This window comes from Rhizobium pisi, assembly GCF_003938655.1.
Lineage (GTDB): Bacteria > Pseudomonadota > Alphaproteobacteria > Rhizobiales > Rhizobiaceae > Rhizobium > Rhizobium pisi.
In genome coordinates this window covers 44,446-70,273 of the sequence record NZ_RJJT01000003.1, presented here as the reverse complement: position 1 = coordinate 70,273, position 25,828 = coordinate 44,446, and the positions used below count along the sequence as shown (strand labels likewise).

The following is a 25,828-nucleotide window of genomic DNA, read 5'->3' as shown; positions in this document are numbered from 1 at the left end:
CAAAAAATACTGTTTTATTCCGTACTTATATAATTATTGCCTAAAATTCGACAGTATTGCTCCGCGATCTGGAGTGGCCTGACGGTACCCACCCCGCGTTCAGGCGTCGGCATCAACACAGTTCGTGGAGGATGTATTCATGATCAAGCTTGCTTCTATCGGAACAGCCATCGCCCTTGGTATCGGAGCATTCACTTTCGCGTCTCACGCGAATGCCCTGACCATGAAGGAATGCAGCGCCAAATACAAAGCGGCACAGGAGGCCAACAGCCTGAACGGAATGAAATGGAATGATTTCCGCAAGGCGCAATGCGGAACCGATGCAGCGGCAGCGCCCGCGGCACCTGCTGCAGGCGATGCCAAGGATGAAGAGCCGACGATGGCCAACACCGACAATGCACCAGAGCCGGCGGCCACCACGACCAAAGCCCCGAAGGGTGTGGTCTTCCCCACGAAGGTTTCAGCGAAATATGCAAGCGAGTCGCCCGGCAAGGCGAGAATGCATACCTGTCTCGACCAATACAAAGCCAACAAGGCTGATAACACCCTGAACGGCCTTACCTGGATCAAGAAGGGCGGCGGCTATTACAGCATCTGCAACAGCAAACTGAAGTCCTGACGTCATCTCGCTCGGCAATCGTCGGCGCCGCCTGAAGGCGGCGTCGGCAACGATCCACACGGAGGATACCATGAGTTTCTTTGACAATTTGGGCGGCATGCTGAGCAAGGCGATCAGCAGCCATCCGGGCGGCCTCAGCGGCCTGATGTCCGATGCCTTTTCCCAGTTCGGCGGGCTGGACGGAGTGGTGGCGAAGCTGAACGAGGCCGGCCTCGGATCACAGGTCAATTCCTGGCTCGGACGCGGCGAAAACCAGCCGATCACGCCTGAAGAAATCCGTTCCGCGCTATCGAACGAGTATCTCGTCTCGCTGGCGCAGAAGCTCGGCGTGCCCACAGATCAGGTGGCGAATATCCTGGCGCAACACCTGCCGGCAGCGGTGGATCAGGCAAGCCCGGATGGGACGATCCGCAGTTCGTGACCGTCAACGCGCAGTAGCGCGCTTCGCCCGATCAGGGCCCATTGACCAGCTTGAGGATGAGCTGGCGGATATTGCCGCCGTCGCCGAGTTCGATCTTGTCGAAGTCGCGGCCGCGCTGGCGTTGTCTCTGGGAGATCTCGCCAAGGCGCCGCGTCAGTTCGGTCCTGATCTTCTTGCAACTTGGGTCGTCGGCAACGGTCAGGCCGATGCTCGTCGCCTCGATCTCCTTGACCATGTCCTTGATGGTCTCGCCATGCACCCGCTCGTGAGCCTGCACACCTGAAATGAAGCCCTCCCAGCTGCTCTTGACGGCGGCCGGCAGCTCAGCCGAAGGTTTCGGCAGCGTATAGGTGATGACGAGCTTCGGCCGGTTGGTCACGATAGTGCAGGCATTGCCCTGCGGTTCGTATTTCCGGGTCCAGGTTAGCTTAAACGTCGTATGCGCGATCGTCCTGCCCGTGCCGCCAACCTCGGGCCCCCGCGCCCCGATCGATTCATAAAGTTCGGCCCCGGTCTTGCCTGATATCGAATAGGGCCGCACCTCTTCGACAGCCTGCCACTCGGCCAAGGCGATAGCCGGCACCGATGCGAAAAACGCCGCCAGCACGCAAATTGAAGAACGTCTCGTCACGCAATCCCCACTCGATAATGCTTCGCGCCGACCCTTCATAGGGCCAAACGTCGATTTCAACGAGGCTTACCGGGCACACAACCGAAAAAACTGTCTTCCCCTTGTCGGCATCCCGCCCGGTCATACGTCCTTGCTGCGAACACCGCTGACGGGAGGATATCAGCATGCAGAAGATCACGCCGTTTCTCTGGTTCGACAATCAGCTCGAAGAGGCCATCGGCTTCTACACGTCCATTTTCAGCAATGCCCGCGTCAGCGACATCCAGCGCGGCCCTGACGGCAAGGCCTTTACGGCCTCCTTCGCGCTTGAAGGCCAGGAGTTCATGGGGCTGAACGGCGGGCCGCATTTCAACTTCACCGAAGCGGTCTCGTTCTTCGTGCGCTGCGACGACCAGGCCGAGGTCGATCACTACTGGGAGAAGCTGCTCGACGGCGGCAAGCCGCAGCAATGCGGCTGGCTGAAGGATCGCTTTGGCCTCTCCTGGCAGATCATTCCCGATGCGCTGATACGTTATTTCAGCGATCCGGATCCCGAGAAGGCCATGCGTGTCCAGGCCGCCATGATGCAGATGGTCAAGATCGACGTCGCCGAACTCGACAAGGCCTATGCCGGGTAGAGCATGATGTCGCCCGAAAACCGCTGACGCTTTTCGGCATCGTGCTTTAACCCTGCAACGTCTTGACCTTGGTGAGATCCGGGAAGAGCCGCATCCAGAGGATGACGACGATAATCGTGCCGAGCCCGCCGACGATGCCGGTGGCAACAGGCCCGAGGGCGGCCGCCATCATGCCGGATTCGAATTCGCCGAGCTGGTTGGAGGTGCCGATGAACAGCGAGTTGACCGCGCTGACGCGGCCGCGCATCTCATCCGGCGTCAGAAGCTGCACGAGCGAGCTGCGCACGACGACGCTCACCGTATCCGACGCGCCGACGACCAACAGTGCCGCGACGGAAAGCGCGATATTGGTGGAAAGCGCGAAGACGATGGTGGCAACGCCGAATACGGCAACGGCGACAAGCATCTTGCGCCCGACATTGGTCTCGAGCGGCCGTCGGGCAAGCACGATCGACATGGCGAGCGCACCGATCGCCGGCGCGGCACGCAAAAGACCGAGCCCCCAGGGGCCGGTATGCAGGATATCCCTAGCAAACATCGGCAACAGCGCGGTCGCGCCGCCGAGCAGCACCGCGAAGAGATCGAGCGAAATCGTGCCGAGCATGACAGGCCGGCTGCGGATGAAGGAGACGCCGGCAAAGACAGAGGCTAGTGTCACCGGCTCGCGCTTGGCAGGGCTCCATTGCATGCGGATCGAGATGACGTTGAAGCTCGCCGCGGCAAAGAGCACCGCGGCCATTGCAAAGGGAGCGACAGGGTTCAGGCCGTAGAGCAGGCCGCCGAGCGAGGGGCCAATGATCAGCGCCGTCTGCATCATCGAGGTGGAGGTGGCGACCGCCTTCTGCAGCATCGAGGCGGGTACGATGTTCGGCAGCAGCGCCGCCATGGTCGGCCGCTCGAAAGCGACGACCGCGCCGAGCACGGTCACGGCGGCAAGGATGCCGGCCGGCGTCAGCCATTGCTGCCAGGTGGCAACCGCCAGCACCAGCGCCGTCACCGCCTCGATCAGCTGGCAGGCAAGGCCGATGCGCCGCCGGTCGAACCGGTCGGCAACATGGCCGACGACGAAGGTCAGCACCGCCATCGGCAAGAATTGGCAGAAGCCGACGAGGCCGAGTGCAAGGGCGCTATGCGTCTGGTCGTAGATCATCCAGCCCATCGCGATGGCGACGGACTGGAAGGAGAGTGAGGAAAAGACGCGGGAAGCGGCGAAATTCAGATAGCCGGGATGGCGAAGAACGCTCCCCGGGCTTTGGGATATGTCCATGCAATATTGTCGGCCGGCCATACGGCCGCGCGGCCTTCATGAGAGTTTGCAGATGCGGCCCGTGTTCTGCCGCAACGACCGGTTTGTCAATCGCGAGGAATGGCACTCACCAAATTGTGCTCGCCACATAAATCTCATGGATAATACCAGATAACGTATATCGATTTCACTTATGATTCGGTCCGCCCTAGCCTCCAGGCATTCGTCAATACGAGAGGCTGTGAATGACACCCGACACCACCGCAAGCGCCCTGACCGCAAACCAGCACGCGACACTTCAAATCTTTTATGGCGCATTCACGCGCAAAAACCCGGATCTTCTCGACGAAGCCGTCACCCCGGAGTGGCAGGACATTCCCTTATCCCCGGGCCAAGGCCCGGGACCGGCCGGGCTGAAGCCGATCATCCTCGGCTTCATCGACGCCCTGCCGGATGTCGAGATCGTGGTCGACGAAGTCATCGGCTTCAACAACCGCGCCGGCGTACGCGCCCGCATCGTCGGCACGCATCGTGGCACGCTCTTCGGCATACCGGCCACCAACCGCCGGATCGAGATCGCATTGCATGAATTCCACCGCTTCGAAGGCGACAGAATCTCCTACACCTGGCATCTGGAAGACTGGTTCGGCATGCTGCATCAACTGGGCGCCTGGCCGCCGAAGACGGCATCGCTTCCTGAGGAGCGCGCGTCATGAGGGCCGCCCGCATCCACGCCTACGGCACGATCGACGACATCCGTTTTGAGGATGTTCGCGAGCCGGTCATCGGCCTCGACGACGTCCTTGTCCGCGTCGAGGCCGCCGCCCTCAATCCCATGGATAACAAGCTGATGGCAGGTTACCTGAAGGATTTCTTTCCCCTTGCTTTTCCCTATACGCTCGGGACCGACCTCGCCGGAACCGTCGTTGCAACAGGCGCGCTGGTCGCCGGCATTAGCCCGGGCGACAAGGTGATCGCGCGGACAGATCCGACCGCCGGCGGTGCCTTTGCCGAATTGGCGGCCGTGCCCGCCCGGCTGGTCGCCCGGGTTTCGCCCGACCTTGCGCTAGCAAGCCTTGCCGGCCTGCCCACAGCTGCCGGCAGCGCCTGGCAGGCGCTGTTCGAGGCTGCGGCGATCCGGCCCGGCCAATCGGTCCTGATCCATGCCGGTGCAGGTGGGGTCGGCAGTTTCGCGGTTCAGCTCGCAAGCCTTGCAGGCGCGCATGTGACGGCGACGGCCTCTGCAGCCAATCTGGACCTCGTCCACGCGCTCGGTGCCAAAAAGGTCATCGATTATCGCCATGAGGACTTCGCCGCCATATCGCCGACCGCCGACGTGGTGATCGATACGATTGGCGGCGAGACGCTGGAGCGTTCGCTCGGCATTATCCGTCCCGGCGGAAAGCTTATCGGCCTTTCGGCCCCCTTTGATACCGAGGCGGCAAAGGCGCGAGGCATCGATGCTCAGTTTCTATTCCATCAGAGCGATGCCGGCCGTCTGGCAGCAGTGGCCGCGCTTGCGGTTGAGGACCGTCTTCAGATCGTTGTCGGCAGGCAGTTCCCCCTCGCCGATACGATCGATGCCTTCCGGCTGCTGTTGAAGGGCGGCGCCCGCGGCAAGATACTGGTCAGACCATAACCGGCCGCGGCCGCGGAAACGGGTCAGCTCAATCTTTCGCGCTGTTTCGGTCTGCCGCGACAGACTGGATCAGCTCGCGAAACCACTGCTGTCCGACATGCGAATCGTTGCGGCGGTGCCAGGAGAGCGCGAACGAGACCGGCTGAAGCTCGATCGGAGGCGGGTGGATCGACAATCTCGCACGGTTGCCCAAGGCGTCGATCACGCCGCGCATCAAGGTTGCCACAAGATCCGTCTCCGCAACGACCGCCGGGGCGACGTACATCTGCGGCATCGTCAGACCGAGGTGACGGCGCAGCCCGAGTTCCCCAAGCTTTCGATCGACGTGGCCATAATGATCCCCTTCCGGTGATACGAGCAGATGCTTGAGGCCGACGAAGGTCTCGAGATCGAGGCGCTTTGCCGCCGCGGGATGATCGGCGCGAAGGATCGAGACGAAGCTCTCCTCGAAAAGCGGCCGGGACAGAATCCGTGGGGAGGAGGAAACCGGCACGCCGACAGCAGCGTCCACCTCGCCGGCATCCAGCATCTCCACCGCCCTTTCACGCGCGACGAAACCCTTGACTTCGACGGTGACGTCGGGCGCCACACGTCCGATCGCCGCCAACAGCTTCGGCAGCAGCACGAAGGCCGGATGCTCCGAAAGACCAAGACGGAAAGAGACGGAAGACGAGCGCGGGTCGAAAACGCCGCTGAAGGCCAGCGCCTCCTGCGCATGCCGCAGCGACTTTCCGATCGGCTCTGCAAGATCGAGCGCCCGCGGCGTCGGCTGCAACCCGCTTGAACTGCGCACGAAGAGTTCGTCGTTGAAAACCTGCCGCAAGCGGGCAAGAGCCGCGCTCATCGCAGGCTGGGTGCGGCCAATCCGGGCGCCCGCCCGGGTGACGCTCCGTTCCGCCATGATGGCGTCGAATGCAACGAGGAGGTTGAGGTCGATCGAGGAGAGATTATCCATGGCATGGATAATAGCGACCAAGCACTATCCGCAGCAAGCATGTCAGAGGCACTTGGCAACCGTGTCACAGGAATCTCTGCGACGATTTCCAGCGCGGCTCTGAGGTCCTCTCCACCAGCGAAGGGCCTGCCCTCTTCGGCCGACAACACATCGCGGCTTCAAGAGCAGGGATTCGATCACGGCCTTGCCCGCCAATATCGCGAAGGGTCGGACCGATTTCGATGCGACCATATATTTTCTTTAAGAATCAATGCCTAGCCGCGGGAACATTGTCTTCCTCTGTGATTTCTCTCTGTGATGCACAGGAAAGAACATGGCTCGTTATTATTTCGATCTGCACAACGGAGAAGGTCCCACGCGCGACGAGCACGGCACCGAACTCAGATCTCGTGCAGACATTCCGAAAGAAGTGGCCCGCATTCTGCTGGATGTCGCCCGCGACGAACTTCCCGCGGGAGATCGCATGACGATCGCCATCACCGTTCGCGACGAAAGCGGCGATCCGGTCACCGTTGCCAGCCTCGTCTTCAGCAATGAATGGCTTGATGTCTTAGGATAGCGGCGGCCATTGACGGGAGTCGCCGGCAGCGCCGCCACTTTCGCGACCTCGACGGACGCAAATCCTGTCCCATCCCGGTTGCCCCCGTCGCGGTTGACGACATGTTTCGCCAAATCGGATCTTCAAGCCGGATCGTCAGTAGGTGCCTGCCTCCGGCGACGCCATTTCCTCGATACCGTCGACGCGGTCGGGATAGAAGGCGAGATGCTCCTTGATGCTGCTGACGGCTGCATTCGGCGCCTCGTAGGTCCAGACGGCATTCTTCGAACGCTCACCGCCCGGGATGATGCTGTAATAGGACGCATCACCCTTATAGGGACAATGGCTGCCGTGGTCGGTGCGCTGAAGCTGCGACATGTCCACGTCCCTGCGTGGAATATACTGCACCGGCGGATAGGAGGCCTCGCGCAGCGTCAGCGCATTGTGGCTATCGGCAATCGTTTTGCCTGCAACGGTGACGACGACGCGGGAGGGATTGTGTTCGATGGAAATCGGATGATCCGGCCCCGGGATCTTGAATGACTTGTCCGACATGGATTCTTCTCCAGAAGATATCGATCCCACTGACATAGGGCGGCCATGCCCCCGGCCCAAGCCACGAAAGCCACATTCCCTCAGGCCTGGAATTCGAAACGCGGCGAGACCGAGGTGAGCATCTCCGTCTTTGGTGCGACCGGCCAGTGTTGCGCGAGCGCATCGGCGACCGTCGCGACCAACCTGCCGATATCATCGCCGGCGGAAGCATGCAGCGCCTCGGCGACGATCAGAACCGAGCGCGTCGTCTCCCGCACCGCCGAAAGCCCGCTCTGACGGTTCGTCCAGCGCCGCGCATGCGCTCTCCCCTTGCCATCTGCGAAGATCACCTCGCCCGGCTCGGGATGCTCGTTCTCGCCGCCGAAGGTAAGATAGTTCTCCTCACCAACAGCCCGGCGCACCTCGAGATCGCCCGCAATCTTTTCCGTGTCGAAGACGGCGATCGGAATGGCGAAGGCGAGCGAAATCGCATTGCAGAGATCGACGAGCGGATGCAGGCGCGGCAGCGCCTGTTCCTGGCGGAAGCGACGTAGCAGCGCTTCGGACGCGCAGCGATATTGCGTCGGCTTCAGCCCCATGCGGGAAAAGCCGCGCCGCCAGGCCTGGATCTCGGGGAATTCGCCTTCCGGCACTTCGGCGAGCCGGGCCGCGGCAATCGCGCTGAAGCTTACGACCGATGCCTCGACGTCTGCCGCCGCATGGATGCCTTCGGCATGGAGCGCACCGGCGCGAAGCTCCGGAAAGGTCTGCCACACGGCATCGGAATGACCGAACTGCATGGCCTATCTCCCTTCGGCGATCTTCGTTGCGGTACGGCTCCCGGCCAAGGCAAGCCCGAACACGGCCGCCAGCACGCAGGCAATGCCGGCGATCTGGTTGAGCTCGACTGGGTCGCTGAGGATGGCGAAGGCGAGTACGACGGCGCAAACCGGAGCAAGTGCGGTGAAGAGCGAGGCTTCCGTTCCGCTCACGCGCTCCGCGCCCGCATACCAGAGCAGGAACCCGCCGACGGTCGGCACCAACGCATAATAGACGACGGCAGCAATGGCGCTTGCGGAAACATCATATGCGAAAGGCGCCTCGAAAACGGCTGGGATGACGGAGACGAGCAGGCCGATGCCAGTCATCAGTGTCGATTGGCAAAGCGGCGGGATCTCCGCCTTCAGCCGTTTGTTCAAGAGGATGAACAGTCCCTCGCAGACGACCGCCAGGAAGATCAGTGCATTGCCGAAGAGCGACCCGCCGGCCGCATTCGGCGTGACGGCGATCGAAAGCACGCCGGCCGTCGCAAAACCTATTGCGAAAAGCAAGGCGCGCTGCGGCCGTTCGCGAAGCAGCAGGATGGAAATTGCAGCCGACACCACCGGCAGCGTGCCGATGATGACGCCGGCATTGGCCGCCGAGGTCAGGCTGAGGCCGGAGATCAGCAGCGTCGTATAGCCGACGCTGCCGGCGCCTGCCTGAATGACGAGAATGAGGCGGTCATTCCGCGAGAGCTTCGGCAGCCGCGCGCCGGTCGCCCGCATCAGCACGAGAAAGACGGGAAAAGCGAGAGCGAAGCGCAGAGCCGTAGCCGTAAACGGCGGCAGGCCCGACGCAATGAGCTTGCTCGCAATAACCGTGCTTCCCACAGTCAGCATGGCCAGCGCCAGATAGAGATACCCTTGAACCTGTCTCGACATTCCGTCTCTCCTGTTGGAAGCGTCGAGGAAACAGCAGGAGCCGGTCGAAGGTCTTGAACGAAATTGCAGGTGCCGTGCCGTCGCTCAGAGAAAGGCGCTGGCATAGACGCGCGGCGACAACCCGTATTTGCGCACGAAGACGCGCGTCATATGGCTCTGGTCGGCAAAACCGCTGGCAAAGGCCGCTTCCGCGAGCGGCATGCCCTGAGCGATCAGCCGCCGGGCGATATGGATGCGGGCCTGCACGAGATAGGCATGCGGCGTCAGGCCGGTCGCCTTGGCAAAACCGCGCAGCACCTGGAAACGGCTGAGCCCGCTTTCCCTGGATAGATCGGCAAGCGAAACGACCGCAAGCGGGTCGCTGTCGATCAGATCCCGCGCCGCGCGGATGGATGCCGGCACCGCCGTTCGGTCCTCTTGCTCGGCGCGTTCCCGCATGACATCGGCGACGAGTTGCAGAAGCAGTTCCTCATGCAGCAATGTATCAGCCGCCGCACCGGTCACCGCGCGAAACAGCGATTCGAAACGGACGGCGATCTCAGGATTGCGGATGACGGGGCGCGGGATTTCCGACCGCCCCGCCCCACCTTCGCTGATCTCACGCTGGAGATCGGCGACGATGGCAGGATCGAAATAGAGGATGCGCCAGGATCGCCCTTCGCCGATCGGCGCGCCGTCATGCACCTCGTTCGGATTGACCGTGATGATCTCGCCGGCCTCGGCCTCCACCATGCCGCGCCCGCTCAGCGATTTCTGCGCGCCTGCAAAGATGAGGCCAATGCCGAACTGCTCATGGGTGTGGCGCGCAAAGCTGTGATGCGTTTCCGCTTCCACGGCTTCGACGCCCGCCAGCGCCGAGCGCAGCATCCTGAACTGGCTTTTTAGCATTTCCGGTCCGTATGTCCGATCTCGGCTACTTTGCCAGCCGGGCGGATAGCACGCAACCGTCGCTGTTCGGGCACCTACAGCAGCGACGCTCAGAAGAACTCATCGAGCAGTTGATAGTAGTTGAGCCTTGCCGGATCGGGAACCGACATGCCGTAGCGAGCGAGGAAGGGCTGTAACAGCCCCTCGCCGAAGTTATCGGCAATGCTGCGACAGGCGAGCGCGATATCCTGATAGCGGTCGGCGACACCGAGACGGCTGCAATCGATATAGCCGGCGAAGCGGCCGTCGGAAGCGATGAAATTCGGCAGGCAGGCATCGCCATGCGAAACGACTAGATCCTCGTCGCCCGGCTTCAGGCTCTCAAGTTCGGCGAAGAGTTCGGCAGCGCTCTTCCCAAGCCTGGCCGCATCGAAATCCTCCTCATCGACGATCCCCGCCTCCATGCGCGCCTTGGCGATCGGCAGGCGCTTTTCTCGGCGATGATCGAAGGGGCAGGAGGCGATCGGAAGGCGATGGAGGTCGAGGAGTGCCGCCGCCAGCAGCTCGACGCATGCAAGCGGCGTCAGCGCCGATGCGCTGGCAAGGTCGCTCCCCGGCAGCGCGCTGATCAAAAGCCAGTTGCGCTCGCCGTCGCTTTCCCGCGCGATCACATCGGGGCATGGCAAGCCGGCGGCCTTGAGCCAGCCGAGCCGGGCCGCTTCGTCGGCGAGTTCGCCGAAGGGAGCCACCTCCTCGACCTTCAGATAGAGCGCCGGTAGCCCCTCGCCTTCGAGGCGGAAGACACTTGCCGCCGATCGGCCGAGCGCATCCTGCTCCATCCGGTAACCAGAAAGGCGCGCCACCAACGGACCAGCAGGCAATTTCTCGGAAACTTTCAATGAAACGTTTCGGCGGGCGCCGCTTCGAGAAGGATCTCGAAAGCTTCTTCCAGTGCCGCCACCAGAATATCGGTCAGTTCCTCGCCCTTGTTTTCCAGGAACAGCGCGCTCACGGCTTCGTCCTGACGCTCCAAGAACTGCTCGATTTCGTTCGACATGTCATTGTCCCTTCTTCACCGTAACCATCACGGCCATGGGGAAACGATAGGAGCGCTTCCTTGCGCCTAGCTGGTTCCAGCGAGATACGGTCGCGGATTGCATTAGCTACTCACGAATGCTGTAGGTTGCGTACTGGCTGCGAGGGATTAACCCGCCGGCCTCATGGCCGAACGAAACGACTTTCGTGGCATCCTCATCAACCTCGCAACGGAAACGAATTTGGTACCAGCCTTTAGCGGTGCGGAAAGCGGCACTTTTGATATCGAGAACTGTGCCGCTCGATAGCCCGAAAGTAGGCACGATAATCGGCTGAAAGCTGGGCGAATCGTGAATAAGCTGTTGCTGGAGCTCGTTGCCGCAAAGCTGGGCGACGCGTTTGCCGCGCGACATACCATTCATCGCCATTCTCGCCACCGGATCGTCGTCGTCCGCCTGCGAAAATAGTGTCTTCGCTTTGGGCAGATCGTCCTTTGCGGTATCCGCCTTGGGCGGTTTAGGCGGCTTCTGCTCCGATGGCTTGACGATCTCGATATCGGTCTTTGCTTCACCGGTCGCTTCTGCAAGCGGCGCGTTGTGTTCGGAAGAAACATCGGTCGTCGCAACCTCGGGGAGTTGCACGTCATCTGGAACCGGCTTTGCCGGCGGCGTTTCAGCCGGTGGCTTTTCTGCGGACGCCTCCGCAGGCGCCTGTTCCGGCTTTGCGCCGTGCTGGGGTGCTGTCGTCGCAGACTTTACGTCGCCTTCGGAAGAATTCCCCACCGTCGTTTTTTCACGTCCACTGTCCCTCTCACCAAACTCGAAGACGGGAGCCAAACTGGGCATGGGCGCGGACTTGGCTTGCGAAGAAGACTTATTTTCAGTCGCCGGTGGCGGAGGCGGCGGTGGGGGCGGCGGAGGCGGAGGTGGTTGCTTCTTTGCCTCTTCCGGCGGTTTTGGCTCCGGCAGCTTTACCTCGGGCTTCTTCTCCTCAGGCTTCTTCTCCTCCGGCTTTTTCTCCTCCGGCGGCGGAACGAGTTCCACCTTCACGCTCTCATCCTCGGCAGGCTTCGGCTCAATCTTCGGCAGCCCGAAAATAAGAAGGGCGACGATAGGAATATGCGCAACAACCGACGCGACGACGCCCCAGCGGATTTCAGGCCGCCGGTTTCCCGCTTCGTGATGCTCTTCCGTTTGTACCACTTCGTCTGTCACAGCAGCGATGTGGCCTCTAAAACCGGCAGCATCAAGCCAAAAAAGTAAAAAACCTTGTGATCGCAGCAACCATGGGGTTCATTGGTCGGCAGGCCCGTCATCGGCCGCCAGATCATGCGCCTGCCATTCGTCCTTCGGGATAGCGCTGCCGATGAGAAAGGCGAAGGAAGCGACCTTGCCGGAGCGGGCATCGAGTTCGCACCTGAACTGGATGTTGTACCACGCCTTCTCGGTTCTGATGGCGCCGCCCCTCACCTCGACGCTGTTGCCGCTGACCTTTTCTGCCGCCATTGCATAGGGCGCAAACGCGTCCGGACGCATGTCTTGCCGCGCCCGGCGGACCTGCTCCATCGCCTCCAGGTCACAAAGCTGCAAATTGCGCTCGCCGCCGGCAAGGCCACGCAACGCTTCGCGGGCGCGCCGGCTGCGCGGATCTGATAACACCGTCTCCGAAAACAGCTGGCCCGCCTCAACGAATGCATCGGGCTTCGGCAGCGCCGGAGGGACGGAAGCCACTTCAGGCGACGTCGAGGCCGCCGGCGCCTTCTCCTGATGCGGCGGAGGGATCTCCTGCGCCGACACACTCGCATCCGGCTTTGTCGCAATGGGTGCAGGCGTCGCGACCCGCTGCGCTATCGCGGAAGGTTTGGCGACTTCGGGAACGATATCGACCGTTATGCCGTCGTCCGGCAACGGTGCCGGCGGCTCAGGTCTCGGAAGCAGCAGGAGCAGCAGCGCAAGCATGACGGCATGCAACGCGAACGAGGCGAAAGCGCCCCGCTCGATGCCTCCATCCCGATTTTCCCACACCAGTGCCATCGCTCAGGAAGCAGCTGTCGGGCAATCGAAGGCGGCCATGAAACCCGGGAACGCTTTCATCAAGAGCCCTGCCGATACGCCACGAGGAATTAAGGACAGGGCGACAGTGCCAGTCTGACGCGAGTTGTGCAACGCTTATGATCGCCGATAGCGGTCCTTTGTCGCGATCAACCAAGCGAGCCGATGATCTCTCGATAGGCGGCCTCCGGGAATGCCTTCAGTGTCTGGGTGCGGACATTGCCGCCCATCGCCAGCGAGAGGCCAAACCGCGCCATGACGGCATCGTCAGGCGCTTCGCAGACGGCCACCATGTCGTGGCCGCCCATCGTCAGAAAGAACTGGTTGAAGGAGCCGCCCATGTCGCCGAGCAGTTTCTTCGCCGCATCCAGCCGTTTTGACGAGTCGCGAACGTTGCGCACACCTTGGTCCGTCCAGTTGATCAACACGATGTAAGTGGTCATATCGCACCTCCCACCGGAGGATTCGCCCGACACGGGCATGCGTCGGTCCTCGCTCGCGCATCGCGATCGATTTCTTCCCCCGTGGCCGGACTATAATCTTGTCACCACCGAGCGACAAGAAAGCCGCCGGGATCATTGGTATTAGGCGTGTCGCCCAAAAGTGTGCGGCAGTGGCGCAAAGACGAAAAGCAAAAAGCCGGACATGAAGCCCGGCTTTCGCAATCGTAGAGGTCGTATCGTCCCTCAGCTGTCGAGGAACGAGCGCAGCTTTCTGGAGCGGCTCGGATGCTTCAGCTTGCGCAGCGCCTTCGCTTCGATCTGGCGGATACGCTCGCGAGTAACCGAGAACTGCTGGCCGACTTCTTCGAGCGTGTGGTCGGTGTTCATGCCGATGCCGAAGCGCATACGCAGGACACGTTCTTCGCGCGGCGTCAGCGAGGCGAGAACGCGGGTCGTCGTCTCGCGCAGGTTCGCCTGGATGGCGGCGTCGATCGGCAGCAGCGCGTTCTTGTCCTCGATGAAATCGCCGAGATGCGAATCCTCTTCGTCGCCCACGGGGGTTTCGAGCGAGATCGGCTCCTTGGCAATCTTCAGGACCTTGCGGACCTTTTCGAGCGGCATGGCGAGCTTTTCGGCCAGTTCTTCCGGGGTCGGCTCGCGGCCGATCTCGTGCAGCATCTGGCGCGATGTGCGGACGATCTTGTTGATCGTCTCGATCATATGCACCGGAATGCGGATCGTGCGGGCCTGGTCGGCGATCGAGCGGGTGATCGCCTGACGGATCCACCACGTCGCATAGGTCGAGAACTTGTAGCCGCGGCGGTATTCGAACTTGTCGACCGCCTTCATCAGGCCGATATTGCCTTCCTGAATGAGGTCGAGGAACTGCAGGCCGCGGTTCGTGTACTTCTTGGCGATTGATATGACGAGGCGAAGGTTCGCTTCGACCATTTCCTTCTTGGCGATGCGTGCTTCGCGCTCGCCCTTCTGCACCATGTGCACGATGCGGCGGAATTCCGAGATCGAAATACCGGTTTCGGTCGCGAGATTCTGGATCTCCTGGCGGATGTCGCGGATCGTCGTGTTTTCGCCCTTGGCGAATTCCTTCCAGCCGCGAGCGGCCAGATTGCCGATCGACTTCATCCAGTTCGGATCGAGCTCGGCGCCCTGGTACTGTTCCAGGAACGAGTCACGCTTGACGCCATAGGATTCGGCCAGGCGCAGCAGGCGGCCCTCGTTGGAAACGAGGCGCTTGTTGATGTCGTAAAGCTGCTCGACCAGAGCGTCGATGCGGTTCTGGTTCAAGGACAGAGATTTGACGGCCTTGATGAGCTCATCCTTGAGTTCCTTGTAGCGGCGCTCCTGGGCGGTCGACAGCGTACCGGATGCCGACAGGCGCTGCTCGACCTGCTGGTCCTGCAGCTTGCGCAGCTTCTTGTAGGTCTCTGCGATCGTATCGAGCGTCTCCATCACCTGCGGGCGAAGCTCGGCTTCCATTGCCGCCAGCGAAAGGTTGGATTCGTCCTCGTCCTCTTCCTCCTCCTCGGGAGGCATGCTTTCGCCGCCGACATCGGTGATGTCGTCGTCGCCGGAGCGGGCGCGGCGGGTCTTTTCCTTCTCTTCCGCCGCCTTGCGGTCGGCCTCGATCTTCTCCGGGCTCTGGAACTGCGGCGCAGCCTTGGCTTCAGGACCCGAATAAGTCGTTTCGAGATCGATGATCTCGCGCAGCAGCGTCGTGCCTTCGTTGAGTTCGTCGCGCCAGATGATCAGCGCCTGGAACGTCAGCGGGCTCTCGCAGAGGCCTGCGATCATCGTTTCGCGGCCGGCCTCGATGCGCTTGGCGATCGCGATTTCGCCCTCGCGGGAGAGAAGCTCCACCGAGCCCATCTCGCGCAGGTACATGCGAACCGGATCGTCGGTACGATCGGTCGGTTCTTTCTTCTTGGCGGTCGCAAGTGCGGTGCCGCTCGAAGGCGCGAGTTCGCCGCCCTCGCTCTCTTCGTCGCCGCCGGCGTCGTCGTCATCGCCGCCCTGGGCGCCGGCTTCCTCGGCTTCCTCATCTTCGATGACGTTGATGCCCATGTCCGACAGCATCGACATCGTGTCTTCGATCTGCTCGGACGTCACTTCCTCGGACGGCAGGACGGCATTGAGCTCGTCCATCGTCACGTAGCCGCGCTTCTTGGCGGCCTTGATCATCTTCTTGACCGCGTCGTCGGAAAGATCGAGAAGAGGGCCGTCGCTTGCGCCGTCGCGTTCGACTTCCGCGTCTTCGTTCTCTTTGACCTTGGTTGCCATTTATATCGTCGCCTTCCTGACGCTATCCAATCTCGCTACGGTGAATGGGCCGTCTCAGGGCCTGACGCATCGCACGCGCCGCCCAGAATCACCTTTGCCCACCTAACGGGATGACATTTAAAGCCTGATTAACCACGATAGCCGGCACCGGACAGCAAAGCTTTCTTGCTTTAGGATTTCCGGCCACGGTTGCGCGATCCGCCTTGACCCAGTTCACCGTTTCAACAAGTCGAACGGTGATTCCCACATTTTTTGTTCTCGTCAAGCTTTTCCAGAAAAAAAGCCCACGAAAAATCGGAAAAAGCCTTATCCACAGGCTTTGAACCGCGGCTGCGATTGCGAACCTTATTTAAGAGGCAACGAACAAAAGACAAGGGCGGCAAAGATTTTGCCCCGCCGCCCCCAATTGTTTCGGCCGTTTTGCAGTTGTGCCGACGGTATATTCATCTCTCTCGGGCAAATATTGGCTAAAGCGCCGCGCCGTCATAGGGCTTCACCGTCAGAGCGCCGAGATCGATCGCGGGAATGCAGCGCAGATTGATCGCAGCCATCGCCGCGCCGTTCGGGCCAACCCCCTCGCCGAACGGCGCGATGCCGCAATTGGCGCAGAAGTGATGCCGGATGACATGCCTGTTGAAAGTATAGGTCGAGATATTGTCTTCGGGTGTCTTTACCACGAGCTTCTCGAGCGGTGCGAAAGCCAGAAGCCCGCCCCGCCGACGGCAGAGCGAACAGTTGCAGTCAAGCGCCTCGGTGAATTCGCCTTCGACCTCGAAAGCCACGTTGCCGCAATGGCAGCTTCCCTCATAGAGCATGTCGTCCCCTCACATCCAATCCATGACCACTTTGCCGGAGTTGCCCGACCGCATCGCCTCGAAGCCGTCGCGGAATTCGTCGATCTTAATGCGGTGGGTAATGACCGGCGCGAGATCGAGGCCACCCTGGACGAAGGCGATCATCTTGTACCAGGTCTCGAACATCTCGCGGCCGTAAATGCCCTTGAGATTGAGCATCTTGAAGATCACCTTGTTCCAGTCGATCTCGAAACCGGCCGGCGCAATGCCGAGAATGGCGATCTTGCCGCCATTGTTCATCTTGTCGATCATGTCGCGGAAGGCGGGTGCGGCGCCCGACATTTCGAGCCCGACGTCGAAACCCTCGGTCATGCCGATCGCCTTCATCACATCGGCAAGGTTTTCCTTGGAGGCATCGACCACATGATCGATGCCGAGCTTGCGCGCCAGCTCCAGCCGGTGCGGATTGATATCGGTGATGACCACCTTGCGGGCGCCGGAGCGCTTGGCGACCAGCGCTCCCATGATGCCGATCGGCCCGGCGCCAGTGACGAGCACGTCCTCGCCGACGAGATCGAAGGAGAGTGCCGTGTGCACTGCATTGCCGAACGGATCGAAAATCGCGGCGATCTCGTCTGAAATATCGTCCGGGATCGGCACGACGTTGCTTTCGGGAATGCAGACGAATTCACCGAAGGAACCCGGCCGATTGACGCCGACGCCGAGCGTATTGCGGCAGAGATGCCCCCTGCCCGCCCGGCAATTGCGGCATTTGCCGCAGACGATATGCCCCTCGCCGGAAACCCGCTCGCCGACATGGTATTTGGTGACCGCCGATCCGATCTCGGCGATCTCGCCTGAAAATTCATGACCGACGACCATCGGCACCGGAATGGTCTTCTGCGCCCACTGGTCCCAGTTCCAGATATGCACGTCGGTGCCGCAGATCGCCGATTTCTTCACGCGGATCAGCACATCGTTCGGCCCCACCTCCGGCACCGGCACGTTCTCCATCCAGAGCCCGACTTCCGGCTTCGCCTTGACCAGCGCCTTCATCATGTTCGACATATTTGTTTTCCACCCTTTGGTTGGCGCTCGACCTCGCTACTCCCTCTTCTCCCCAGCGGGGAGAAGGTGCCCGTAGGGCGGATGAGGGGGCGGCACGGCACGCCATATAACGCTTACTTTGTTTCTCGCTTGCCGCTCGAAACTTCGCTTCGCTCACCCCCTCATCCGACCCTTCGGGCCACCTTCTCCCCGCTGGGGAGAAGGGGTGGCAGCCTCGCTCAAATCACACCCAGTTCCCGTCCCACCTCGGCAAAACCCGCAATCGCCCTTTCCACATCCGCCCGCGAATGGGCCGCCGACATCTGCGTGCGGATGCGAGCTTGCCCCTTCGGCACGACGGGGAAGGAGAAACCAATCACATAGATCCCCTTCTTCAGCATCAGGCTCGCCATGTCCTGCGCGAGCTTGGCGTCGCCAAGCATGACGGGAATGATCGGATGGCCTTCGCCGGCAAGCGTGAAGCCGAGCTTAGTCATTTCTCTGCGGAAGAGATCGGCATTGTCCGAAAGACGCTGTCGCAAGGCATCGCCGTTTTCGATGAGGTCGAACACCTTGAGCGAGGCGGCCGCGATAACAGGCGCCAGCGTATTCGAGAACAGGTAAGGCCGCGAGCGCTGCCGCAGCCATTCCACCACTTCAGCCTTTGCCGAGGTATAGCCACCGGAAGCGCCGCCGAGCGCCTTGCCGAGCGTGCCGGTGATGATGTCGATCCGCCCTTCGACGCCGCAATATTCCGGCGAGCCGCGGCCATGCTTGCCGACGAAACCGACCGCATGGCTGTCATCGACCATGACCATTGCGCCATATTTCTCGGCGAGGTCGCAGACGCCGCCGAGATTGGCAATGATGCCGTCCATCGAAAAGACGCCATCGGTCGCGATCAGCTTGAAGCGGCTGCCTTCGGCCTTCTTTAATTCTTCTTCGAGCGCCGCCATGTCGTTGTTGGCGTAGCGGAAACGCTTGGCCTTCGAAAGCCTGACCCCATCGATGATCGAGGCGTGGTTCAGCGCGTCCGAGATGATCGCGTCCTCTTCGGACAGCAGCGTTTCGAAGAGACCGCCGTTGGCGTCGAAGCAGGAGGAATAGAGGATCGTGTCTTCCATGCCGAGGAAGGCGGAGATACGCGCCTCGAGCTGCTTGTGCTCCTCCTGCGTGCCGCAGATGAACCGCACCGAGGCCATGCCGTAGCCGTAGCGATCGAGCGCCTGCTTGCCGGCCTCGGCCAGCTCCTCGTTATCGGCAAGGCCGAGATAGTTGTTGGCGCAGAAATTCAGCACCCGCTCACCGGTGGAAATGCCGATCTCGCCGGCCTGTTTGGAGGTGATGACCCGCTCGGATTTGTAGAGGCCGGCATCCTTCAGCGCCGAAATCTCGGATCGGAGATGGGAGAGAAATTGCGAGGTCATGGACGGCCCTTCCTGACGTTTTATAGCTTCCGGGTTAGCATATCGCCGCCGGCTTGTCTTCTTTCAGCGCTGGGTGGAAATCAGCAGGAACATCGGCCGGTCCATTTCCCTGGCCCAATCGGGATTGTCCCGCAATTCCTCATCGTTCGGGCTCCACTCCTCGACATGGCGAATGGAAAAACCGGCCGCGATCAAGGTGTTGAGCGTCGTGGCGAGTTTGCGGTGCTGCTTGACGACGCCGCTTGCGAGCCAGTCGGTCGTGCGCGCGCCTTCGACGGAATAGCGGTCGAGCGGCCAGATGCGCCGCCCCTCGGCATCGGTTGCCCAGTCCGGCCTGGTCGGCGCCATGAAGATCGGATGCTCGATGGTGAAGACGAAGTGCGAGCCCGGCAAAAGCGCCTGGTGCACGGTCGCGACGAGACCGGCGAAATCCTCGATATAATGCAGCGCCAGCGAGCTGTACGCAAAATCGAAGGAGGCTCTTGCAAGTTCGAGATGCTCGAGATCGGCGATCTCGTAAGTAATCGCCGCTTCAGCCGTATCGGCCCTGGCTCTCGCGATCATGTTTTCCGAGATGTCGAGCGCCAGCACGCTTTTGGCGCCTTGGCTCATGGCGAAACGCGAAAACCAGGCGAAGCCGCAGCCGAGATCGACGATACGTTTGCCGGCAAGATCGGGCAGAAGCGCACGCACCGCCGGCCATTCGGACGCACCGTCGAGCCCGCGGACGGAGCGGCTGAGGTCGCTGTATCCGGCGAAGAAATCCGGCCGGTCGTAGATATTCTGGGCCATCGGCACTCCTCCCGGGCGGTAGCCTCTACCACGCCTCATGAGCCGATCTCAAGCATCGGCCGGCCCGCTCAATCCTTGTCGTGCGAGAGAATGATCTCCAGGAACGCATCGCCATAGCGTTCGAGCTTCGCCTGCCCGACACCTGATATGGCGAGCAATTCCTTGCGGCTCCGCGGCTTCTCCGTTGCGAAGGCGATCAGCGTCGTATCGGGGAAGACGACATAGGGTGGCACGCCGAGTGATTTCGCAATCGCCATGCGCTCAGCCCGCAGCGCCTCGAAGAGGGTGCCGTCGGCGCCCGACAGCCCCGATTTGCGCTCGCTGCGCTCGGCCTTCTTCGTGCGCCGCTCCGAGGCCGGGCGGTCCTTGCGGAAGAACACCTGCCGCTCGTGCTTGAAGACCGCGCGCGCCTCCGGCTCCAGCTTCAGCGCTCCATAGGCCTGATGATCGATGCGGATCAGCCCCATGGCGAGCAACTGGCGGTAGACGGATTGCCATGTGCGTGCCGGAATATCCTTGCCGGCGCCGAAGACCGGCATCTCGGTATGGCCGAAACGCTCGGTCTTCTCGTTGACGTTGCCGAGGAGCACATCGACGACATGGCCGGCGCCGAAACGCTCGCCGGTGCGATAGACAGCGGCCAGCGCCTTGATCGCCGCCTCCGTGCCCTCCCAGGTCTCGACCGGCTTCAGGCAGGTATCGCAATTGCCGCACTGGCCGCCATGCGCCTCGCCGAAATGGGCAAGGATCGCCTGCCGCCGGCAGGAGGCGGTTTCGCAGATCGCCAGCAAGGCGTTGAGCTTGGCACGCTCGACCCGCTTGATCTCCTCGGCGGCATTGCCCTCGTCGATCATCCGGCGGCGCTGGATGACGTCGGCCATGCCATAGGCCATCCAAACCTCCGACGGCAGGCCGTCGCGCCCGGCACGCCCGGTCTCCTGGTAATAGGCTTCCACCGAGCCCGGCAGGTCGAGATGGGCGACATAACGCACGTTCGGCTTGTCGATGCCCATACCGAAGGCGACGGTGGCGACCAGGCAGAGATTTTCTTCTTTCAGGAAGGCATCCTGATTGGCGTCACGAACCGTCCTGTCCATGCCGGCATGGTAGGCACGCGCGCGGATGCCCTGCCCGTTCAACCATTCGGCCGTGTCCTCGACCTTGGCCCGCGACAGGCAATAGACGATGCCGCTGTCACCCTTGTGGCCGGAGAGGAAGCGTAGGAGCTGCTGGCGCGGCTGGTCGCGCTCGACGATTTCATAGGCAATGTTCGGCCGGTCGAAGCTAGTGGTGAAGATCTCGGCATTGCCGAGCCCCAGCCGCTCGATGATATCGTCGCGCGTGTGCGGATCGGCGGTTGCCGTCAGCGCCACCCTGGGCACGCCGGGATATTGTTCGCCGAGCCGGCCGAGCTCGCGATATTCCGGGCGGAAATCATGGCCCCATTGCGAGACGCAATGGGCCTCGTCGATCGCAAACAGCGCGATCTTCTCATTGGCGATCAGTTCGCGGAAACCATCGGTCAGAATACGCTCGGGCGTCACGTAGAGAAGGTCGAGCTGGCCTGCCGAAAGTGCGCGGCGAACCTCGCCGAACTCCTCGCGCGACAGCGACGAATTGAGGGCGGCGGCGCGGATGCCGAGTTGTTTCATCGCCTCCACCTGATCGCGCATCAGCGCGATCAGCGGCGAGACGACGATGCCGACGCCCTCACGGCAAAGTGCGGGGATCTGGAAGCAGAGCGATTTGCCGGCGCCTGTCGGAAAGAGCACCACCGCGTCGCCGCCCGAAACCACGTGCTCGACCACCTGCTGCTGCTTGCCGCGGAAGAAGGAATAGCCGTAGACCTGCTTCAGGACATCGAGCGGCGCGCGGCGGTCGGAAAACAGCGCGCCGGAAGCGGAAAAGCCCGGTTCATTGCGTTCGCTGAGCGGCATCAGTGGTTCGCCGCTCCTTTGACGCGGCCGGAGAGCACACCGAAGCCGTCGATGATGGCTTCCTGGTTTTCCAGGCGTACCCCTTCGAAATGCACCTCCTGCTGCGCTCGCATCAGCTGGACCATCGCCTCGCCGTCGCCGGCTTCGGTCGCAAGCGCAATCTCGCGCTCAAGTTCGATCTTCTGGCGGCGCAGCGCCTTGGCGCGTTTGTGGAAGGCAAGCGCCTGGCGATACCCCTCGCGCGCATCCTCCATCGCCGCTTCCTCGGTCGCCGTCCACAGCCGGGCATTGCGCACCTGCTGGTCGAGGCTCTGGATAAGCGGGCCGAAGCCCTCGAATTCCAACCGCTCGGTCAGATATTCCCGGGTCAGATGCTGGCTGGCGACGGCAGCGGCTGCCCCCAGCATCGCCGACCAGAGCCGCTGCAGCGGTTTGCTGTCATATTCGATCGCGGCGATTTCGTCATAGTCGTCGATCATCAGCGAGGGATGGTTGACGACGGTCAGCGCCAGCACGCTTTCGCGTAGCGCCGTATTGTCCTGATGGCCGCGCACTAGGCCGGAGCGGGCAAGCCGGTCGGAAATGACGTTCGGGCTTTTCGGCCCTCCCTTTCCAGCATTGTCGCGGCCTGCGCGGCCGTTGAAGCCGCGCCGCTCGCCATTGCCGCGGTTCTGGAACTGCGGCTGGAAGAAGGCGTTCAACCGGTCGCGGATGTCCTGCTGGTAATGGCGGCGCACATTCTCGTCGGCGATAACGGCGACGAGCTGCTTCAGTCGCGCCTCGAGTTCGGCGCGCGCCTCGGGCGTATCAAACTTGCCGGTGTTGATTTCCCTGTTCCAGAGCATTTCGGAAAGCGGCTTTGCCTGGCTCATCACCTTATCGAAGGGCGCACGACCATCGTCGCGCACGAGATCGTCGGGGTCCTTGCCGTCGGGCAGCAGCGCGAAGCGGACGGAGCGGCCGGGCTTCAGATGCGGCAACGCCAGTTCGGCGGCGCGATTGGCGGCGCGGATGCCGGCGCCGTCGCCGTCGAAGCAGAGCACCGGCTGCGGCACCATTTTCCAGAGCAGTTCGAGCTGGTTTTCGGTGAGCGCTGTCCCGAGCGGCGCAACGGCATTCTCCACCCCCGCCTGATAGAGCGCGATCACGTCCATATAGCCTTCGACGGCGATGATAGTGCCGGACGCGCTGTCGTCCTGGGCATCGCGGCCCGGCCCCTGGATCGCGCGGCGTGCGCGGGCAAAATTGTAAAGTACATTGCCCTTGTGGAAGAGTTCGGTCTCGTTGGAGTTCAGATATTTCGCCGGCGCATCAGCCGACATGGCCCGGCCGCCGAAGGCGATCACCTTTTCCCGCGACGAGAGGATCGGGAACATGATGCGGTCGCGGAAGCGATCGTAGGACACCGGCACATTTTCATGGACGACCAGGCCGCAGGCCTCGATCTGCTCCTTGGTGACGCCTTTGCCGGCAAGGAATTCCTTGAGCGCGTTGCGACTGTCCGGCGCATAACCGAGACGGAAGGTTTCGATAGTTCGTCCCGTCAGCCCGCGGTCGCGCAGATAGGCGCGCGCCCTGGCTCCGTTGGCGGTCTGCAGCTGGTCCTGGAAGAAACGCGTCGCCATTTCCATGACGTCGATCAGCGAGCCGCGCTCCTTCTCCCGCTTCTCCATCACGGGATCGGCAAGCGGCATCGGCATGCCGGCCATGTCGGCGACCTGCTGCACGGCCTCGGGAAAGCTCAGGCCCTCCAGCTCGGTCAGGAAGCGGAAATGGTCGCCGGTGACGCCGCAGCCGAAGCAGTGATAGCGGCCCTTGCGATCCTCGCAGTGGAAGCTCGGCGATTTCTCGCCGTGGAACGGGCAACAGGCCCAGTAGTCGCCGCGCGAGACGTTGGTCTTGCGCTTGTCCCAACTCACGCGACGCGCAATCACGTTCGAAATCGGAACGCGATCGCGGATCTCATCGAGAAAGGTGTTGGAAAAGCGCATTTATACCTCTTGGCCAACCTCCATATAAGCTGCTTTGCCATGCCATGCCACGAAACTCGTCAGGAAAACCCGCTATTCACAGGCAAGTGCACCGGCCGTCGGCGGCGTCGGTTATCCAATCAAAAACACGTTATCGCCCCTGCGACAGGGGTGCGACATTATTGTCCGCGCAGACCAGGAATTCCGTCGACGCGAGTCCTCCGCCAGGAACCGAAGCTTTTGGAAAGCTCTGATTAAACCATTTTAAAACAGTATGTTATCAATCGAAACGATTGAGCGCCCTCATCTTCGGGCCGACGGCCCGGCATGCGCCTTGACACCTCCCAAACCGCCGTTTCCGCCAATCATTATTTTTTTGTAATTTGAATAAGCCACCGCACCGCAATAGGTTCGATCTCAACAAAGCGATCCCCAAGCGAAGCACCATCCCTACCCCCGGCGCCGCTTCGCAAGGGTGCCTTTGCAAATACCCTCCGGCTTGGGCCTCGGCCCTGCGTGCCGGCGGAAGCAAAGAGCAAGAAGGCAGGAGCGCCCCCAGCTCCTGCCTTCTTAAATTTTTGGCTTCCTTTGGTACAGTTTCCCTTTGAAATTAACTGATTATTAACAAAACCGTTGACAGGCGGCGCTTGCGTGAAGATGTATGCGCCGAAATCCTGGACCTCCCAATGGCCTTTACCGCGAAAAATCTTTCAGCCGAAGATCGCTTTCTCGCTGCGATCCTGCATTGCGCCAATCAAATGCTTTCGATCTATCGCGAGAGCCCGCGCATCGCCTCGATTTTTGCTGCACAGCAACGCTGGCTGATGGCACATGCCGGCTTCGCGCTTCATTATGGTTATCCCGACGACGGCAGAAGCGGCCTTTATTCCGGGCGCTTCATCGATTTCGCCGTGAAGAACGACATCGCCAGCCGCAACACGGCCGCGGCCTTCATGCAGGAAATGCTGGCCTACCGCTTCCTGCGCGCCGTTCCCGGTCCCGATAAGCGCACACGCTACCTGGAGCCCACCGAAATCGCCGAACAGCATTTCATCCGGTGGCTCGTCGCCCACATGATGATCCTCGACAGCATCGACGGCGCCAAACGCGCCGACAAGATCAGCGCCGATCCCTCGGCGATGATGGCGGCGATCCAGCCGCTGATCGCAAAGGCGATCATAGGCAGCGAGGCGGTGCGCAATCCGGGCCCGACCTTCAACCTGTTCAACTGGGCAAATTCCGGCGGGCTGGTGATGGATTACCTGATCTCGCGACTTCCGGAATTTCCCCGGACGGCCGAGCGCGTCGTGATCGGCCCTCTGTCGCTCCGGGAAATCCGCGAACAGTTCATGATCTCAAACACCCACCTGAAGCGGCTTCTGACGCAGGCAGCAAACATGGGAAGCGTCGGCTGGACCGAGCCATCCCGCAAGGGCGACTTCTGGCTGTCCGGTCCCTTCATTCTGGAATACTGGAATTATCAGGCGTCGAAATTCGCCATCATCGATGCAGCCGCCGAAGCGGTGCTCGGGCCTGCGGTCCACGACGAACCGCAGGCGCAACCCATCAGCTCAAAAGTTCCTTGACGGTCGCAGACGCCTTGGCGAAATCCATCTGGCCGGCATAACGCTCCTTGAGCGCCGCCATCACCTTGCCCATGTCCTTGGCGCCCGCCGCACCCGTCTCGGCGATGATCGCCGACACATTGGCCCGCACTTCGCTCTCGGAAAGCTGCTTCGGCATGAAATCCTGGATGACAACGATTTCGGCGCGCTCCTTGGCGGCAAGCTCCGGCCGGGAATTTTCTTCGTAGATCTTTGCCGATTCGTCGCGCTGCTTCACCATCTTGGCGAGGATCTGCAGGATTTCGTCGTCGCTCGCCTGCTCCTTGCCGGTGCCCCGATTGGCGATATCACGGTCTTTGATCGCGGCCTGAATCAGCCGGACGGTGGAAAGCCGCTCCGCATCCTTGGCCTTCATCGCCTCTTTCAGCTGGGTGCCGAGTTGATCGCGCAGCATGGTCTTCACTCCTTTTTTGATGCCGCTTCATAAACCACGCTGATGCGGGGGATCAAATAAATTGCGCGGTCAGCGCGATAAAGCGCAAGAAAACGGCCGAGATCTCGGCTACAAAGATTGACGCTAAGCGATTGCGTGGCTATTTACCGCCACCTGCACCAAAATTCGTGATCAGGCCTCAAGCGCGCGGCATTGCCGTGCCCACACGCCTGCGAGATCAAATGGCGACGAGCGCGGCAACGCGC

General features: G+C 61.6%; 27 protein-coding genes. 7 read left to right on the top strand and 20 right to left on the bottom strand.

The genetic code is table 11. The features are described 5' to 3' along the window. Window positions 1-139: 139 nt before the first annotated feature. Entirely contained in the window at window positions 140-619 is a 480-nt protein-coding gene (locus tag EFD55_RS04880; RefSeq protein WP_125843491.1) for a hypothetical protein, read from the top strand. Window positions 620-689: 70 nt separating this feature from the next. Then, complete coding sequence (locus EFD55_RS04875; RefSeq protein WP_125843490.1) at window positions 690-1,040, top strand: YidB family protein; 351 nt, start codon at window positions 690-692, stop codon at window positions 1,038-1,040. 31 nt (window positions 1,041-1,071) lie between these two features. Here EFD55_RS04875 and EFD55_RS04870 read toward each other — a convergent pair whose 3' ends face one another. After that, window positions 1,072-1,671 (bottom strand): DUF922 domain-containing Zn-dependent protease, encoded by a 600-nt coding sequence (locus EFD55_RS04870; protein ID WP_245438394.1) that lies wholly within the window; start codon window positions 1,669-1,671, stop codon window positions 1,072-1,074. 164 nt (window positions 1,672-1,835) lie between these two features. Between EFD55_RS04870 and EFD55_RS04865 the strand changes: the two genes are divergently transcribed. Continuing rightward, window positions 1,836-2,288, top strand: coding sequence for a VOC family protein (locus tag EFD55_RS04865; RefSeq protein WP_125843489.1), 453 nt, complete (start codon window positions 1,836-1,838; stop codon window positions 2,286-2,288). Window positions 2,289-2,334: 46 nt separating this feature from the next. Here the strand turns inward: EFD55_RS04865 and EFD55_RS04860 are convergent, their stop codons facing one another. Next, complete coding sequence (locus EFD55_RS04860; RefSeq protein ID WP_125843488.1) at window positions 2,335-3,555, bottom strand: MFS transporter; 1,221 nt, start codon at window positions 3,553-3,555, stop codon at window positions 2,335-2,337. A gap of 224 nt (window positions 3,556-3,779) precedes the next feature. On the opposite strand from EFD55_RS04860, the gene EFD55_RS04855 reads away from it, so the two are divergent. Continuing rightward, on the top strand, window positions 3,780-4,250 hold the full coding sequence (locus EFD55_RS04855; protein ID WP_125843487.1) for an ester cyclase: 471 nt from the start codon (window positions 3,780-3,782) through the stop codon (window positions 4,248-4,250). Beyond that, window positions 4,247-5,173 (top strand): NADP-dependent oxidoreductase, encoded by a 927-nt coding sequence (locus EFD55_RS04850; protein ID WP_125843486.1) that lies wholly within the window; start codon window positions 4,247-4,249, stop codon window positions 5,171-5,173. The genes EFD55_RS04855 and EFD55_RS04850 overlap by 4 nt, the downstream gene beginning before the upstream one ends. Window positions 5,174-5,201: 28 nt before the next feature. Here EFD55_RS04850 and EFD55_RS04845 read toward each other — a convergent pair whose 3' ends face one another. Continuing rightward, window positions 5,202-6,128: a LysR family transcriptional regulator gene (locus tag EFD55_RS04845; protein WP_125843768.1), complete on the bottom strand. Its 927-nt coding sequence runs from the start codon at window positions 6,126-6,128 to the stop codon at window positions 5,202-5,204. A 313-nt stretch (window positions 6,129-6,441) separates the two neighbouring features. On the opposite strand from EFD55_RS04845, the gene EFD55_RS04840 reads away from it, so the two are divergent. After that, a complete protein-coding gene (locus tag EFD55_RS04840) occupies window positions 6,442-6,687 on the top strand; it encodes a DUF6894 family protein (RefSeq protein ID WP_125843485.1) in 246 nt (81 codons plus the stop codon). A 135-nt stretch (window positions 6,688-6,822) separates the two neighbouring features. Here EFD55_RS04840 and EFD55_RS04835 read toward each other — a convergent pair whose 3' ends face one another. The 16 genes from EFD55_RS04835 to dnaG form a co-directional block, all read right to left on the bottom strand. Beyond that, window positions 6,823-7,221, bottom strand: a complete 399-nt coding sequence (locus tag EFD55_RS04835; RefSeq protein ID WP_125843484.1) for a DUF427 domain-containing protein — start codon at window positions 7,219-7,221, stop codon at window positions 6,823-6,825. A gap of 80 nt (window positions 7,222-7,301) precedes the next feature. Further along, window positions 7,302-8,000 (bottom strand): B3/B4 domain-containing protein, encoded by a 699-nt coding sequence (locus tag EFD55_RS04830; RefSeq protein ID WP_125843483.1) that lies wholly within the window; start codon window positions 7,998-8,000, stop codon window positions 7,302-7,304. A gap of 3 nt (window positions 8,001-8,003) precedes the next feature. Further along, window positions 8,004-8,903, bottom strand: a complete 900-nt coding sequence (locus EFD55_RS04825; protein ID WP_125843482.1) for a DMT family transporter — start codon at window positions 8,901-8,903, stop codon at window positions 8,004-8,006. Between the two features lie 84 nt (window positions 8,904-8,987). Continuing rightward, window positions 8,988-9,791, bottom strand: coding sequence for an AraC family transcriptional regulator (locus EFD55_RS04820; RefSeq protein ID WP_125843481.1), 804 nt, complete (start codon window positions 9,789-9,791; stop codon window positions 8,988-8,990). 89 nt (window positions 9,792-9,880) lie between these two features. Next, complete coding sequence (locus tag EFD55_RS04815; protein ID WP_125843480.1) at window positions 9,881-10,669, bottom strand: APH(3')-II family aminoglycoside O-phosphotransferase; 789 nt, start codon at window positions 10,667-10,669, stop codon at window positions 9,881-9,883. Then, window positions 10,666-10,827, bottom strand: coding sequence for a hypothetical protein (locus tag EFD55_RS33035; protein WP_165504922.1), 162 nt, complete (start codon window positions 10,825-10,827; stop codon window positions 10,666-10,668). Before EFD55_RS33035 ends, EFD55_RS04815 begins: the two co-directional genes overlap by 4 nt. Window positions 10,828-10,933: 106 nt before the next feature. Then, a complete protein-coding gene (locus EFD55_RS04810; RefSeq protein ID WP_125843767.1) occupies window positions 10,934-12,019 on the bottom strand; it encodes a DUF930 domain-containing protein in 1,086 nt (361 codons plus the stop codon). A gap of 78 nt (window positions 12,020-12,097) precedes the next feature. Then, entirely contained in the window at window positions 12,098-12,838 is a 741-nt protein-coding gene (locus tag EFD55_RS04805) for a DUF930 domain-containing protein (RefSeq protein ID WP_125843479.1), read from the bottom strand. A 167-nt stretch (window positions 12,839-13,005) separates the two neighbouring features. After that, the gene (locus tag EFD55_RS04800; protein WP_018242976.1) at window positions 13,006-13,299 is read right to left on the bottom strand and encodes a GYD domain-containing protein; all 294 of its coding nucleotides are present in this window, start codon (window positions 13,297-13,299) and stop codon (window positions 13,006-13,008) included. A 243-nt stretch (window positions 13,300-13,542) separates the two neighbouring features. Continuing rightward, a complete protein-coding gene (rpoD, locus tag EFD55_RS04795; RefSeq protein WP_125843478.1) occupies window positions 13,543-15,597 on the bottom strand; it encodes an RNA polymerase sigma factor RpoD in 2,055 nt (684 codons plus the stop codon). Window positions 15,598-16,064: 467 nt separating this feature from the next. Further along, window positions 16,065-16,412: a GFA family protein gene (locus tag EFD55_RS04790; protein ID WP_125843477.1), complete on the bottom strand. Its 348-nt coding sequence runs from the start codon at window positions 16,410-16,412 to the stop codon at window positions 16,065-16,067. 9 nt (window positions 16,413-16,421) lie between these two features. Further along, on the bottom strand, window positions 16,422-17,459 hold the full coding sequence (gene tdh / locus EFD55_RS04785; RefSeq protein ID WP_125843476.1) for an L-threonine 3-dehydrogenase: 1,038 nt from the start codon (window positions 17,457-17,459) through the stop codon (window positions 16,422-16,424). A gap of 218 nt (window positions 17,460-17,677) precedes the next feature. Continuing rightward, complete coding sequence (locus EFD55_RS04780; protein WP_125843475.1) at window positions 17,678-18,865, bottom strand: glycine C-acetyltransferase; 1,188 nt, start codon at window positions 18,863-18,865, stop codon at window positions 17,678-17,680. 63 nt (window positions 18,866-18,928) lie between these two features. After that, window positions 18,929-19,657 (bottom strand): class I SAM-dependent methyltransferase, encoded by a 729-nt coding sequence (locus EFD55_RS04775; RefSeq protein WP_125843474.1) that lies wholly within the window; start codon window positions 19,655-19,657, stop codon window positions 18,929-18,931. 68 nt (window positions 19,658-19,725) lie between these two features. Continuing rightward, window positions 19,726-21,594 carry a DNA helicase RecQ gene (recQ, locus tag EFD55_RS04770; protein WP_125843473.1) on the bottom strand — a complete coding sequence of 623 codons (1,869 nt, stop codon included), beginning with the start codon at window positions 21,592-21,594 and terminating at the stop codon, window positions 19,726-19,728. Continuing rightward, window positions 21,594-23,585, bottom strand: a complete 1,992-nt coding sequence (dnaG, locus tag EFD55_RS04765; protein WP_125843472.1) for a DNA primase — start codon at window positions 23,583-23,585, stop codon at window positions 21,594-21,596. The genes recQ and dnaG overlap by 1 nt, the downstream gene beginning before the upstream one ends. Before the next feature lie 665 nt (window positions 23,586-24,250). On the opposite strand from dnaG, the gene EFD55_RS04755 reads away from it, so the two are divergent. Beyond that, a complete protein-coding gene (locus EFD55_RS04755; protein WP_125843471.1) occupies window positions 24,251-25,150 on the top strand; it encodes a hypothetical protein in 900 nt (299 codons plus the stop codon). Here the strand turns inward: EFD55_RS04755 and EFD55_RS04750 are convergent. Beyond that, a complete protein-coding gene (locus EFD55_RS04750) occupies window positions 25,131-25,583 on the bottom strand; it encodes a GatB/YqeY domain-containing protein (protein WP_125843470.1) in 453 nt (150 codons plus the stop codon). The two genes, EFD55_RS04755 and EFD55_RS04750, sit on opposite strands and share 20 nt — an antisense overlap. Window positions 25,584-25,828 lie beyond the last annotated feature (245 nt).